At 47.6% G+C, this 13,580-nt stretch carries 12 protein-coding genes and 1 pseudogene; 7 read left to right on the forward strand and 6 right to left on the reverse strand.

Features of this window, described 5'->3' with window-relative positions; translation table 11 throughout:
• The first annotated feature begins 331 nt into the window (after window positions 1-331).
• Both MiSe_RS42815 and MiSe_RS42820 read left to right on the forward strand, forming a co-directional pair.
• Entirely contained in the window at window positions 332-3,424 is a 3,093-nt protein-coding gene (locus MiSe_RS42815; RefSeq protein ID WP_226592334.1) for an ABC transporter permease, read from the forward strand.
• A gap of 756 nt (window positions 3,425-4,180) precedes the next feature.
• Window positions 4,181-4,654, forward strand: a complete 474-nt coding sequence (locus MiSe_RS42820; RefSeq protein ID WP_226592337.1) for a DUF6882 domain-containing protein — start codon at window positions 4,181-4,183, stop codon at window positions 4,652-4,654.
• 71 nt (window positions 4,655-4,725) lie between these two features.
• Here the strand turns inward: MiSe_RS42820 and MiSe_RS42825 are convergent.
• The 3 genes and pseudogenes from MiSe_RS42825 to MiSe_RS42835 all read right to left on the reverse strand — a co-directional run.
• A pseudogene (locus MiSe_RS42825) lies at window positions 4,726-4,986 on the reverse strand (TSUP family transporter); the annotation flags it as partial.
• Window positions 4,987-5,007: 21 nt separating this feature from the next.
• Window positions 5,008-5,706, reverse strand: a complete 699-nt coding sequence (locus MiSe_RS42830) for an MBL fold metallo-hydrolase (RefSeq protein WP_226592341.1) — start codon at window positions 5,704-5,706, stop codon at window positions 5,008-5,010.
• A 148-nt stretch (window positions 5,707-5,854) separates the two neighbouring features.
• Window positions 5,855-6,295 carry a protein tyrosine phosphatase family protein gene (locus MiSe_RS42835; protein WP_226592343.1) on the reverse strand — a complete coding sequence of 147 codons (441 nt, stop codon included), beginning with the start codon at window positions 6,293-6,295 and terminating at the stop codon, window positions 5,855-5,857.
• Window positions 6,296-6,385: 90 nt separating this feature from the next.
• On the opposite strand from MiSe_RS42835, the gene MiSe_RS42840 reads away from it, so the two are divergent.
• On the forward strand, window positions 6,386-6,727 hold the full coding sequence (locus MiSe_RS42840) for an ArsR/SmtB family transcription factor (protein WP_226592345.1): 342 nt from the start codon (window positions 6,386-6,388) through the stop codon (window positions 6,725-6,727).
• Here the strand turns inward: MiSe_RS42840 and MiSe_RS42845 are convergent.
• A complete protein-coding gene (locus MiSe_RS42845; RefSeq protein WP_226592347.1) occupies window positions 6,724-7,806 on the reverse strand; it encodes an N-acetylmuramoyl-L-alanine amidase in 1,083 nt (360 codons plus the stop codon). The genes MiSe_RS42840 and MiSe_RS42845 overlap by 4 nt on opposite strands.
• A 201-nt stretch (window positions 7,807-8,007) precedes the next feature.
• Here MiSe_RS42845 and MiSe_RS42850 point away from each other — a divergent pair, with 201 nt between their 5' ends.
• Together MiSe_RS42850 and MiSe_RS42855 are read left to right on the forward strand one after the other, a co-directional pair.
• Window positions 8,008-8,751, forward strand: a complete 744-nt coding sequence (locus MiSe_RS42850; RefSeq protein ID WP_226592349.1) for a 16S rRNA (uracil(1498)-N(3))-methyltransferase — start codon at window positions 8,008-8,010, stop codon at window positions 8,749-8,751.
• Window positions 8,752-8,826: 75 nt separating this feature from the next.
• A complete protein-coding gene (locus tag MiSe_RS42855) occupies window positions 8,827-9,915 on the forward strand; it encodes a tetratricopeptide repeat protein (protein ID WP_226592351.1) in 1,089 nt (362 codons plus the stop codon).
• A 125-nt stretch (window positions 9,916-10,040) separates the two neighbouring features.
• Here the strand turns inward: MiSe_RS42855 and MiSe_RS42860 are convergent, their stop codons facing one another.
• Window positions 10,041-10,481, reverse strand: a complete 441-nt coding sequence (locus MiSe_RS42860) for a hypothetical protein (protein WP_226592353.1) — start codon at window positions 10,479-10,481, stop codon at window positions 10,041-10,043.
• 470 nt (window positions 10,482-10,951) lie between these two features.
• Between MiSe_RS42860 and sir the strand changes: the two genes are divergently transcribed.
• On the forward strand, window positions 10,952-12,934 hold the full coding sequence (gene sir / locus MiSe_RS42865; RefSeq protein WP_226592355.1) for a sulfite reductase, ferredoxin dependent: 1,983 nt from the start codon (window positions 10,952-10,954) through the stop codon (window positions 12,932-12,934).
• Window positions 12,935-13,010: 76 nt separating this feature from the next.
• On the opposite strand, the gene MiSe_RS51630 is transcribed toward sir, so the two are convergent.
• Window positions 13,011-13,136, reverse strand: a complete 126-nt coding sequence (locus MiSe_RS51630) for a hypothetical protein (RefSeq protein ID WP_264196964.1) — start codon at window positions 13,134-13,136, stop codon at window positions 13,011-13,013.
• A 55-nt stretch (window positions 13,137-13,191) separates the two neighbouring features.
• Between MiSe_RS51630 and MiSe_RS42870 the strand changes: the two genes are divergently transcribed.
• The coding region (locus tag MiSe_RS42870) for a hypothetical protein (RefSeq protein WP_226592357.1) at window positions 13,192-13,580 on the forward strand (389 nt) is incomplete at its 3' end.

Genomic DNA, 13,580 nt, shown 5'->3' on the forward strand with positions numbered 1-13,580 from the left:
GTGAATTTTTCCCCATTACGGTGTAGGGACACGGCCAAAATAAATAGTTGTCAAAACTATCTAAATTGTTGCTGCCGTGTCCCTACTGTCGGGGGGTGAATTTTTCCCCGATTACGGTGTAGGGACACGGCCAAAATAAATAGTTGTCAAAACTATCTAAATTGTTAATGCCGTGTCCCTACTGTCGGGGGGTGAATTTTTCCCCGATTACGGTGTAGGGACACGGCCAAAATAAATAGTTGTCAAAACTATCTAAATTGTTGCTGCCGTGTCCCTACTGTCGGGCTGTATTCTATAAATCTCAAAAAGAAGATTGATTGAGGGAATTTCTATGATTGACATACCATTTTGGCTGTTGCAGGTTCCCATGCCAGATCCGGTGGTGAATGTGCCTGTCGCAGCAGCGGAAGCAATTTCTTCGGTGCGGTTTTTTGAAGCCTTGATTGCTGGGATAGTGCTGGCGTTTGCGTTCCAACTGTTACTAACGAACCTTTCTGTGGCTGCTGGGATTTCCTATTTGGGACGCAAATCAGATGATGATTCCGACTCGGATCGTCATGATTCTGGTAGCTTTGGCGGTACGATTAACAAAGTTAGCAAAACTGTGGGAATTTGGACTTTAGTCACTGTCACGCTTTCCTTATTCCTGGCTTGTTTTTTAGCAGTAAATCTCAGCTTGCTAACCTTTGATGTGGGTTTGGGCGCTATTCTAGGTTTGGTGATCTGGGGTGCATATTTCTCGCTGCTAGTTTGGGCGAGTTCGACAACTGTAGGATCGTTAATTGGTTCGATTGTCAATACCGCTACGAGCGGGTTTCAAGCAATTTTAGGCACCGCGACGGCGGCGTTGGGTGCGAAAGCAGCAAGCAATCAAGTCGTTGCTACCGCCGAAGCTGCCGCCGCCGCAGTTGGTCGGCAAATTGGTAGCGCCATCGACCCGGTTAATATGCGCCATACTCTGGAAGATTATCTAGAAACTCTGCGCCCTGCGGATTTAGATGTAAAATCAATCCGGCGGGAATTTGAAACCTTGCTGGCGTCGCCAGATTTGAAATCTATTTCTCCGGAAAACCTCAAAAACATTAACCGCGATACGTTTGTAGATTTGGTGACCAAAAACACCAATCTTTCCAAACGCGACGCCAACCGGATTGTAGACCAACTCGAAGGCGCTTGGAAGCAAGCTACGAATCGCCTACCGCAGCGCGATGTCATGGGCGAATTGCTCGATTATCTCAAATCTGCATCAGCTAAAGAGTTAAAATCCCCCGAATTAAGCGGGAAACTCGACCAATTAATTGCAGAAATGCGCGCTTCTCGCCAAGCAACTCCAGAACAAACCGAAAAAGCTCCCGGTTTGTTCGGTCAAGCACGCCAAATGGCAATGAGTGCGATTACCGGCGCACTAATGGGAAGAACAGATCTGTCCGATTTCGATATCCAATCGATCTTAAATCGACTGCAAGAGGTTAAAGATCAAGTAGCTGGTGGTGCAAAGCAACTAACTGGTCAACCACAACCTGCCAATACGATTCGATTGGATATGGAAAACTATCTAATCAATGCCTATCCCTGGCAATTAAACCGGGAAGCAGTCAGGCAGGAATTTAGAGATGTAATCTACGATGCGGAAGCGGATCCGATTGAAGTGCGCCGTCAATTGGAGCAAATTAAGCGGGCAGATTTCTTCAATATCCTGCAAGAAAAAGGTCTGCTTACCCAAGAAGAAATTAACCAAATTGCCGACCGCTTGGAATCAGTGCGAGTAGAGGTTTTAAACTCGGTTATTGCGGCAGAAGAACGGGAAAAAATCTTCGACCTCCGCCGGCGAGTGGAAAATTATCTTCGTTATACGCCTAAAGAACAACTGAATACTTCCGGCATTCTGAGCAATTTCAAACCGCTGCTGGAAGATACCGAGGGGAGTTACGAACAGTTGCAGGTTCGCTTCGCTCAATTAGACCGCACTACTTTGCTGCAAATGCTCTATCAGCGCGCAGATATAACTCCCACAGAAGCTGACGCGATTGTCAACGATTTGGAAAAAACCCGCGATTTGGTGGCGTCCGAAGCGAAAGGTCTGCAATATCGCGCCAAAGCTGAAGCAGAAGCGCTGTGGTTGAATTTAGAGTCGTATCTGCGGAATACGGGGAAAGAAGAACTCAACCCCGATGCGATTAAGCGCGATCTGCGGACTCTGCTGGATAACCCCAGCGCTGGTATGTACTTGATCCGCGCCCGTTTGTCTCGCTTTGACCGGGATACTTTGGTTAAATTGCTGTCTGGGCGTCAAGACTTGAGCGAAGATCAGGTGAATCGGATTGTCGATCAAGTGCAAGACTCCTGGAGTAGCGTTGTCCACGCGCCGCAAGTTGTAGCGGATAAAGCGAAGCAACAATACGACAACGTTACCAATGCGATCGCACAATACCTCCGCAATACCGGCAAAGACGAACTCAACCCCGAAGGTATCAAACGCGACTTCGCTCGACTCTTCGACAATCCCAAAGAAGGCGCGCTCGCTCTCCGCCATCGCTTGTCTCAAATCGATCGCGATACCCTCGTAAAATTACTGAGTCAACGGCAAGACTTGAGCGAAGACCAAGTCAATCAAATTATCGACCAAATCCAAGATTCGATTAACAACATCGTCAAAGCGCCTCGCCGCCTCGCGAAGCGGACGCAAGCCCAAGTGCAAGATTTCCAAGCAACTTTGGCAGAATACCTGCGGAATACGGGCAAAGATGCACTTAACCACGAAGGTATAAAACGCGACTTGCAATTGTTGCTCCACGATCCGCGGGTGGGGATGGAAAGTTTAGGCGATCGCCTCGCGGAGATCGACCGCGACACGATGATAAAATTGCTATCTCAGCGTCCGGATATATCTGAAGCAGAAGCTACGCGCATTGTGGATCAAGTTTTAGCAGTGCGCGACCAATTTGTGGAACAAGTGCGAACCATCCAACGTCGCATACAAGATGTAATCGATGGCATTTTTGCCCGCATCCGCAACTACCTTAACTCCTTGGATCGTCCCGAACTCAACTATGATGGCATCAAGCGCGATGTCCGCCGGGTGTTGGAAGACCCCCAAGCAGGTTTCGATGCTTTACGCCATCGTCTAAGCGAGTTCAACCGCGACACCCTGGTAGCGCTTTTAAGTTCCCGCGAGGATATCTCCGAAGCCGATGCTAACCGCATTATCGACCAAATTGAATCAGCACGTAACAACGTCCTGCAACGCGCAGAACGGATTCAGCAGGAAGCACAGCGACGTGTGGAAGAAGTCAAGCGACAAGCAGCTAAACAAGCTGAAGAAACCCGCAAAGCCGCCGAAACCGCCGCTTGGTGGTTATTTGGCACCGCGCTGCTGTCGGCTATAGCTGCTGCGCTTGCAGGTGCGATCGCTGTCGCCACCTAGTCTTTAAAGTTGTTCTCCGCTAACCTTAAAGCCAAGCCTCTCAACCTTGAGAGGCTTTTTTATCGCTTACCCAGAAACCGGGTTTTTTTAAGAAACCCGGTTTTTTTTCTAGCCGATGTGAATTCCGTTCGTTGCTGTGGGAAAAATAATCTGGGAGATGAGCGAGGGTTTTTTCTTCCCCATCCTCCCCTTCCCCACCTTTCTTGCGTAATCGGAGGTAAAAGAAGTGAATCTACTACTAACTCAAGTTGCTAGTTAACGCAAGTTGCTAGTTATAAACAAGCGCGTTGCCAGCTTGCTAATTGCTAATTGCTAATATAGGATTGTTACCAATCTCGCCATTAGCCTCGTGACCAGGGATCTGCCTAGTAACGCCATTAGCCGCTCCCAGAGAGATAACTAACCCAAGTTGCTAGTTATGACTATCGTGGGTTGCTCGCATTGCCAGCTTGTTAATTGCTGATGGGAATATTTTTCGGTTCTACCAGCCATTAGCTATTAGCCATTAGCCTGTCTTCAGCCCTAAAAAGATAACTAGCAACTTGCGTTAACTAGCAACTTGAGTTAGTTACATCGAGCCAAAGAAACCAGTTTCTCTGAAAAATCGTCTATGAATAAACCGGGTTTCTGACTGCTGACGGCAAAAGCCTGTTAATCCAATTACCAATTCCCAATTCCCAATTCTCAATTCCCAATTACCCCTGTCACAACCTATTACCTAGCAACTTGATTTATTAGATTTATGGTGTCTCAATTATGAATTACACCGACTTAGACCAGTTTTTAGACCAGTGTTACGAAGAATTAGAGAAAAAGCAATTTTATTTAAAAGCAGAATTCGGCATAGGATACTGCGAAAAATCTGAGATTGACTGGGAGCGAGGAATTTTAAAATTCAAAGAAAACTCAACTGTTAAATTAATGGCAAAAATTACGCCACTAGGTTCTTATTCAACAACCAATTCAACCTGGATGTGGGCGTGGGAATATCCTTTTATCCCCGATACACTCAAAGACAAAGCCGAGCAACTTAAAGAATTGGGCAGCATTACGGGATTGAAAATATTTGAAAACAAAATTTTCACAGCCGCATCAGAAACCGTCTGGGAAATCGCTGCAATGGCATGTCACCACCTTAAATCAATGGGTTGTTATCGTGCAGCGGCTGGAGGGGTTTGGGTTTTTGCTACTATTGATGAGATAGAAACTGTAGAAAGTAGGCTGGGTTGAGGCACGAAACCCAGCACCCATTTGCTACCAAGTTGCAATTAAATATAGCGTTGCTAAAACCCAATGAAAGCCAAAAAAGCACCTAACATTGTGGCAGCGCCAAAGATAAAGGCTGTTTTTAAATTAACATTGCCGCGCTGCCAGTGGGGAATGACACCGCTCAGACTAACAGCACCCACGAGCGATAAACTCATGGCAATTGCTGGCTGCGGTGACAACCCCATTACGTAAACTAAAATTGGAACGGCTAAAACCGATCCTCCTCCTCCTATTAATCCCAAACTGATGCCGATACAGGCAGCTAAAACATCACCAACAATCCAGGTAATCATGATGGGTAATGGCAGGAAAATTTAACTGGCTGCAACTAAATTACCGCAACGCTCATTGGCGGGGACTGCTTCCATTATCTTTTTCGGATCGGGTAAGTTGAGGTTTCCCATAAACTCAATAAAGTTGTCGCGACTGCGTCCGACAAAACGAGGATTCCATTGCTTTTCTTCCCCTATTGTCGATACTGTATGACCGCGATAGTCATGAGCGGGATAGACAAGGGTTTCATCGGGTAAAGTAAATAGCCTTTGGGTTACCGAGTCAAACAAAGTTCCCGCATCGCCACTTTGGAAATCGGTGCGACCGCAACCCCGGATGAATAAGGCATCGCCTGTAAATACTCGATCGCGATTGACGTAATAAGTCATGTGACTATCGGTGTGACCGGGTGTTGCAATCGCTTCAATCGCGATCCTCCCCAATTGCAGATTTTCTCCATCTTTGATCTGCCGATCGGCACAACCAACATCAGCTTTATCTGGCACAATACCCATGCACCCAGTTGCTGGGCGCAATTTGGCTGTACCTGTAATGTGGTCGGCATGAACGTGTGTTTCTAAACAGTACCGCAGGGTTAATCCTAATTCTTGCAGCAGTTTCAAGTCGCGGTCTACTTGCTCTAGCACTGGGTCAATTAGAATCCCCTCTTTTGTTTCTTCGTCTGCAAGTAGATAGGTGTACGTACTCGATTCTGAGTCAAATAATTGACGAAATAACATCTGTGTTTCCTCCTATAATACGCCAATAAACCGGGTTTCTCGGTTTATCGTCAAACCTGGAGCTAATAGCTAATGGCTAATAGCTAGTGTTAGGAAAAGCTGTATTAGCAATTAGCAATTAGCCATTAGCCATTAGCAACTTGCATTACTAGCTGTGTGTGGAAATGTATTGTTCCAGGAACTGCTTCATCTGCGGGTTGGCATTACAATCAAAACCCGCCTCGCCTGCTTTCTCAAACACTTGTTCTGCTGTCATACCTTGCCGCGTTGCCAGATTCATGAATGCCATCGCACCCGCGCGCATGGCACTAGCACAGTGAATCAGAGCGGGTTTGGGTAGTGCGTCAATTTGCTCTAAAACTTTATCGGTCAATTCCTCTGTTATCTCGTTGGGTTTAACCGGAATGTTGACGTATTCCAGTCCCGCAGCTTCTGCTAGCTGCTGTTCATCCGGCAAAAATCCCTGTTCTTCGGGCGATCGCAGATTTAACACCGACTTGTAACCCTCTGCTGCTGCTTGTTGCAACTGTTCTGGCGTCACCTGTCCTGCTACGCTCAGATCTTGATCGATCTTTTTGATGTTTTCCATTGCTATCTTGGAGATCAACTCTATCTACTATATTACTATCTGGTAATATGGTGGATAAAATCTGACTGAAGACGTAATTTTTAGGTTTGTATGTTAAAGGTGTCTCCGCAAGCACTTCTTGCAGTAGCTGAGTATTTCAAAGTTTTGTCGGAAGTGAGTCGGTTGCAAGTGTTGTGCTGTCTCAAGTCTGGAGGGAAAAACGTGACGGAAATTATCGAGGCGACGGGACTGGGACAGGCGAATGTTTCCAAGCATTTGAAGGTGCTGGCGCAAGCAGGGATTGTAACTCGCACGCCACAGGGAACGAGTGCGTTCTACGAAATTACCGATCCAATCGTGTTTCAGTTATGCGAAGTGGTGTGCGATCGCTTAGCGATTCGACTCGAGGAAAAAACTCAACAATTAGAGGAACTGAAAAACCTACGGGGTTAGTTCATGCCGAGATACTGGAGGATACCGCGAGCGATCGCCGCCGCCATTTGACTTTGGTAAGCTGGATCGGTCAATCTACGACTCTCCGATGGCGAAGTCACGTAACCCGTTTCCACTAAAACAGCAGGCATCGGGTTATTCCGGAGAACAAAAAATCTAGCGCGGCGCACGCCTCGGTTATTAATATCAAGACTCTGTAAAATGCTGTTGTGGATTGTCCGCGCCAGGACAGCGCCGTTACCAAAATAATAGGTTTCTAGTCCATTAACATCGGGGCGATTATCAATCGCATTGGCATGAATGCTAACAAACACATCCGCATCCACCCGCTTTGCGATTACCACTCGTGGCGCTAAATCGACAAAATAATCGCTGTCCCGCGTCATCACAACTTGAATACCCCTTTGTTCCAATATTCGCGCCACCTGTTGGGAAATTGACAAGATAATATCTGCCTCGTGAATTCCTCCCACACCAATCGCGCCTACATCTTTGCCCCCATGTCCGGGATCGATTACCACGACGGGGCGCGTTTTGGGAACGCGGGGTATTATCCTTTCAACAGGCGGTTCAAAAGCAGGTTGCGGTGGTATTGGTGGGGGTGGTGCTGGCGGGGGTACGGGTATCGGACTGCTAGCGTCGGGATTGGAAACAAAATCGGCGGGTGGGGGACTAATAACCGCGCCCATCCGTTGGGGAGTTGGTAATTGTACCGTCCAAGTAGTCGGTGAAATGCCGACTACTTTGACTTGTTCGGGGTCTAGGGAGTAACCAGGAGCCAATTCAATTACAATGCGCGTTGTCCGGTCATCAAACTGTCCCACCCGCACAGAACGAATCACTTCTCCCACTTCCCGCTTCGCCGTGGGCCATCCTCCTAGCCATGTCCCTGGCAAATCAACTACCAAGCGAGTAGGGTTAAAGATCAATTGTGCCTTGGGTTGAATCCCTTGGTCGGTTCTAAAGACCAACCGATTAGCATTGGCATCAAAGCGCCAAAACCGTAAATTAGCTGCTTCTACCGGAGAAGATAGTAAAAAAAAGCCTAAAAGACCGGGTAAGAGCTGATGTAATTTCAAGATAATGTCTCCAATCCCGCGCGCGGTATAACGAGTTACTAGACACCAGCAAATGGCAAATCCAGATTATACATCGAAATTAGTTGGTGCGAACGCTCAACTCCTCAGATGGGGGCAGTGGGAACGCCAAAGCCTATTATCGTAGTGGAAGTGCTTTTAAGTGCAAGCACAAACATCTTGAAATCGATTCAGGAACATCAATTGACTCAACTGCAACGGCTAGTAATCTCACCGTCACAATTGCACGGGCAACAAATTGAACTAACGCCCCAACAACAGCATTATTTAAGCCGAGTGTTGCGGTTACAAGCAGGCGCAAGCTTTATCGCCATGAACGGACAAGGACAATGGTGGCTGGCGATGCTTTCTGGCGCTCAAGCGCAAATTTTACAACCAATTTCCGTCCAAACCGAGTTACCCGTCACTGTCTCGCTGATGGTAGCACTACCCAAAAATGGATTTGATGAAATTGTCCGTCAAGCGACAGAATTGGGGGTGACAAATATAATACCTGTAGTCAGCGCTCGCACCCTACTTCACCCCAGTCCCCAAAAACTAGAACGCTGGCGCAAAATTGCCATAGAAGCAGCCGAACAATCAGAACGCCTCATCGTCCCCGAAATTCTAGACCCCATTCCTTTTTCTCAAGCATTATCATCAGAAAAAAACTATCGCTATATCTGCGAAGCACGCGGGGACTTTCCCCATTTACTCAGTTGCTTGCAAGATACAGTAAAAATAGCGAATCAATCCCGCCAAACTACGATTACAATTGCCACAGGCCCAGAAGGCGGATGGACACCCTCAGAAGTCGAGTCGGCTTGCGCCGCCGGAATTCAACCCGTTTCCCTCGGAAAACGCATCCTCCGCGCCCTCACCGCCCCCATAGTCGCTTTATCTTTGATATCAGCTGCTTTTGAACCAGAGCAGGTGAATAGCAGATGAGCAGGTGAACTCTTGAGCAATTAGCAATTAGCAATTAGCAATTAGCAATTACCCATTACCCATTACCCATTACCAATGATAGAAAGAGTTGCCGCCGCGTTTGAACGTAAAGACTATCGGGAAGCCGCCCAATTGCTCAAACAATTGCTGAAAACTTCCCCCAACAACCCTTTGGTACAATTTTATACCGCACGCCTGCAGGAAGTAACCGGAAAGTTGGAAGCAGCAGAGAAAGTGTATCGCCAACTGCTGCGGGACACTACCAACCCTAAAATCCTCACTGCTGCACGTCAAGGATTGCAGCGACTGGAAACAACCAAAAAAGAACAGCGCCAGACTGCGATCGCTCAAGCCAAAGCCGAACCAGGCAGTACTGAACTGGGCGTGTTAATTTTAGAACCAGTCCCGCCGGAAGCCAAAACCGCAGCTGCCCAAAACTTTGCCCGGATTATGAATATCGACCCCTACACCGCGCGCCTGCTGCTGCAAAGTCGCGGTTGGCGTTTATACCGCACGGGTGCGATTGGGGAACTGAAATTTTTCGGTCAACAGTTGCGGGAAGCTAAGATACCTTGTTTTTGGGTGGCGATGGGGGAAATTCAAAAAATCAATGTTTTTCGCGTCAGCTATTTCCAGACGGCTTTTCCTCAGCCTACCGTTATTTGCAGCGATCAGAGCGATCGCATCGGTTCCTTAACCTTTAATTGGTCGGAAGTCAGCCACCGGGTAGACGGACTTCTACCCATCTTTGAGGAAGTCGTAGACCTCGATTACCGCAAAAAACTGCAACGCAAAGTCCAAACCCAAGACTACGCCCAATTTTGCGACCTGCACCTACCCAGCAGGCGCTCTATTTTGCGGCTTTACGATAGCGGTTACCAGTTTCAAAATGGAATTCACCTTACCCCCGAACCCGATAAAGATACCATCCGCAGAAACTGGAACCGCTTGCTGGAATTCCTCAATCATCAACTACCAAATACAAAAGTTTGGTCTGATTTTACCCCTTTTGCCGAAACAGCTTTAGATCAGACCGAACTTCTAGACCGGATCAAATCCCACATGCACTTGTTTCGCCGCACTGAAAGCCACTGGGACCCAGCTTTTCAGCTTTACAGCGGGCTGGTTTTTCTTAAGAATCTACCCGTTCCTGGTAATGGGTAATTTCCCATTGCAGATTTTAAATTGCCGATTTTAGATTAGAATTCCATCTAACCAATTGCGGATTTTAGATTGGAATTCCATTTAAAATCCACGCATCCAAAATCCAAAATCTCAAATCTCAAATTCTATTTTGTTTTCATCTGACGAGCCATTTCCAGGAACGAATTCATATTCGCACCCGGACGACGACGCCCGTTTGTGCTGGTCAGCGTCAGCAAATAGTCGGGAGCAAAAGTTTTGATAGCCTGGGGTTGAGCTTGTCCGTTAGCAGCGGCTGCGGGTGCGGCGGGTTTAGCCGGTGCGGCTGCGGCTGCGGGTGCGGGTGCGGCTGCGGCTGCTTCCAAGGCAGCCGGTTTGGACTTGGCTGCTGGCTTGGTAGCTTTTGCCGGGAAAGCCGCAGGTGCGGGTGCGGGTGCTGTCTCGGCTTTTACTGCTGACTCTGCCGGTTGCTTGCCATTTTCTGACGTTGACGCCTTTGATTCGTCTAATTCCATGTAAAAGCCATTGCTCCCTTTACGAGCTTTAGGCGCGTCTTTGGAATCACTCTTTTTGCCAAAACCGAACATTATAACTTCTCCTGGGATATCTCTGTCGCTCGCCCAAATTGCGGATTGTTAGTGCCATCAGGTTTAATTATAAGTTTATGCGGCGTTCTTGCAAGATAATTTGATCTTTCTTAACAAAATTTAAAAATGCCGCCATACCTGTTCGTTCTTAAACGATTCGGGAAAGATCGAGCAACGCTTCCTTTGCATACCTTTACAAACCTCTAAGAATTTTCCCAGAAGGTAAAAGCTAGTCGGTAGGTAGTAGATCGTGACTACTGACAGAAAATCTCCATGCCGGGAAAAGTAAGAATAAGTACCTACGACCCACGACCCACGACCGCTTCCAGGCACCGTGTTAAAATAATCAGATAGTACATAATTCCGACCGAAATACCGGAATAATTGAAAACAGGGTTCAAGCGTCCAAAAGCGATCGCAAGGGACACCTGGTGGAAAATAATTGTTTCATGCAAGCCCTGGTATATCCCATGACCCAGTCTCCGACACAAACGATTTCAGTGCCAAAGCTGTCCAAGGTAGAAGGAATAAAAGAACGCAGTAATTATTTGCGGGAACCCGTGGCGACGGAGCTATTAGAGGATACAACCCACTTTAGCGAAGATGCCGTTCAGATTTTGAAATTTCACGGGTCTTACCAGCAAGATAACCGGGACAACCGAGTCAAAGGGCAGGAAAAAGACTATCAGTTCATGCTGCGTACCCGCAGTCCGGGGGGATACATTCCGCCGCAACTTTATTTAGCGCTGGACAAGCTAGCTGCCGAATACGGGAATCACACGCTGAGAGCAACCACCCGACAAGGGTTTCAGCTGCACGGTATTTTAAAGCAGAATCTCAAGAGCGCGATCGCATCCATCGTTCGCAACATGGGTTCGACCTTGGGTGCTTGCGGCGACCTCAACCGCAACGTCATGGCACCCCCAGCACCGTTCAAAAATCGCCCAGAATACGAATATGCCTGGGAATACGCCAACAACGTCGCCGACTTGCTGACACCGCAAACGGGTGCGTATTACGAAATTTGGCTGGATGGGGAAAAAGCAATTACTGGCGAAGAAAACCCCGAAGTCAAAGCCGCAAGGCAGCGCAACGGCAACGGTACAATTATCAACGATAAACAAGAACCGATATACGGCGATCGCTACATGCCCCGGAAATTTAAGTGCAGCGTCACCGTACCGGGGGATAATTCCGTTGATTTGTTTTCCCAAGACCTCAGCTTAGTCGTGATTACCGATGCTCGAGGAGAGTTGCTGGGATTTAACGTTTTCGCTGGGGGTGGTTTAGGACGCACCCACAACCAAGAAGAAACCTTTCCTCGCCTTGCGGATGAGATTGGATATGTAGAAAAAGCAGATGTCTACGACTTAGTTAAAGCGATTGTAGCGACCCAGAGAGATTATGGCGATCGCTTCAATCGGCGACACGCGCGGATGAAATATTTGCTAGAAGATTGGGGCGTTGATAAATTCCGCACCACCGTAGAAGGTTATTTTGGCAAAAAACTGCAACCATTAAAACCCTTGCCAGAGTGGAAATATGAAGATTTCTTGGGATGGCAAGAACAGGGAGATGGTAAACTTTTCCTGGGTATTTCGATTGAAAACGGGCGGATTAAAGATGACGGTTCCTTCCAGCTGAAAACCGCCCTGCGCGAAATCGTAGAACGGTTTAATTTAACCATGCGACTCACACCGCACCAAAACCTAATTTTCTGCGACATCCAACCGGAACAGCGGCAAGAAATCCAAAATATTTTAACCCGCTGCGGCATCAAGATGGAAACAGAAATTGACCCGCTCCTGCGGTATTCAATGGCTTGCCCAGCATTACCCACCTGCGGCTTAGCCATCACCGAATCCGAACGGGCAATGCCCGGAATTTTAGAGCGAATTCGGGCGCTATTGGTCAAAGTTGGCTTAGAAAACTCACACTTTATCGTGCGGATGACCGGATGCCCAAATGGCTGCGCGCGTCCTTACTTGGCAGAAATAGGATTTGTCGGTAAAGCGCCTAATTCCTATCAGCTTTGGTTGGGAGCAGATCCGCATCAAACGCGGCTAGCAGAAGTTTACACCGAGAAGCTAGCTCATCAGGATTTGGAGACGACCCTAGAACCATTATTTGTTTATTTCAAGCAAGAACGAAAACTGCAACCAGAACCAGAAAGTTTTGGGGATTTTTGTCATCGAGTTGGGTTCGAAGCACTGCGCCAGTTTGCCGCATCCTACGAACCTGAATTAGGTGAAGCAGAAGTAACCAACGGTCAAGTTACAAAGGATGCAACGATTGAATCAATAGCAGTTCCCGGTAAAGTTCGGCGTCGCATAAGCGTGCGCGATGATGTTTATCAACGGCTGAAAGAAGCCGCATTCCGTGAAGGCAAGCCACTGATTCAGCTAGCAACTGAAGCGATAGAAGCCTACTTAAAGGCAAATTCGGACGCTTAATTTTGAGCGGGACAAGCGGATTTGGTATGAGATCAAGTTTGGTATAGAGTAGGGGCACGGCATGGCTCAATCTCTGTCATAAGTCAAAGTCTAGTTGATGCCGTGCCCCGTTTTTGTAGAGTAGGGGCACCGCATCGAACAATGTGTTTGACAAGTCAAAGTCTAGTTGATGCCGTGCCCCGTTTTTGTAGAGTAGGGGCAAGGCATGGCTCAATCTCTTTCACAAGTCAAAGTCTAAGTAGGTGCAGGTAAATAAAGTGAAAATAGCTATCCCTACCTATGGCGGGCGATTATCCCACCCCACAAAACCTTCAATCTCTTGTGGGGTGGGCGTCTCGCCCGCCATTGTGGTGAGTTTATTTATATTCACCTACTTAATTGATGCCGTGCCCCGTTTTTGTAGAGTAGGGGCAAGGCATGGCTCAATCTCTGTCATAAGTCAAAGTCTAGTTGATGCCGTGCCCCGTTTTTGTAGAGTAGGGGCAAGGCATGGCTCAATCTCTGTCATAAGTCAAAGTGTAGTTGATGCCGTGCCCCGTTTTTGTAGAGTAGGGGCAAGGCATGGCTCAATCTCTGTCATAAGTCAAAGTGTAGTTGATGCCGTGCCCCGTTTTTGTAGAGTAGGGGCAAGGCATGGCTCAATCTC

Source organism: Microseira wollei NIES-4236 (genome assembly GCF_020521235.1).
GTDB lineage: Bacteria > Cyanobacteriota > Cyanobacteriia > Cyanobacteriales > Aerosakkonemataceae > Microseira > Microseira wollei.

What these genes read in the sequence shown, in the direction of transcription:
- MiSe_RS42830 (WP_226592341.1), bottom strand. Translation starts at nt 5,706, where the DNA reads ATGTTATTTCGTCAATTATTTGACTCAGAATCGAGTACGTACACCTAT.
- MiSe_RS42815 (WP_226592334.1), top strand. Translation starts at nt 332, where the DNA reads ATGATTGACATACCATTTTGGCTGTTGCAGGTTCCCATGCCAGATCCG.
- MiSe_RS42855 (WP_226592351.1), top strand. Translation starts at nt 8,827, where the DNA reads ATGATAGAAAGAGTTGCCGCCGCGTTTGAACGTAAAGACTATCGGGAA.
- MiSe_RS42835 (WP_226592343.1), bottom strand. Translation starts at nt 6,295, where the DNA reads ATGGAAAACATCAAAAAGATCGATCAAGATCTGAGCGTAGCAGGACAG.
- MiSe_RS42840 (WP_226592345.1), top strand. Translation starts at nt 6,386, where the DNA reads ATGTTAAAGGTGTCTCCGCAAGCACTTCTTGCAGTAGCTGAGTATTTC.
- MiSe_RS42860 (WP_226592353.1), bottom strand. Translation starts at nt 10,481, where the DNA reads ATGTTCGGTTTTGGCAAAAAGAGTGATTCCAAAGACGCGCCTAAAGCT.
- MiSe_RS42820 (WP_226592337.1), top strand. Translation starts at nt 4,181, where the DNA reads ATGAATTACACCGACTTAGACCAGTTTTTAGACCAGTGTTACGAAGAA.
- sir (WP_226592355.1), top strand. Translation starts at nt 10,952, where the DNA reads ATGACCCAGTCTCCGACACAAACGATTTCAGTGCCAAAGCTGTCCAAG.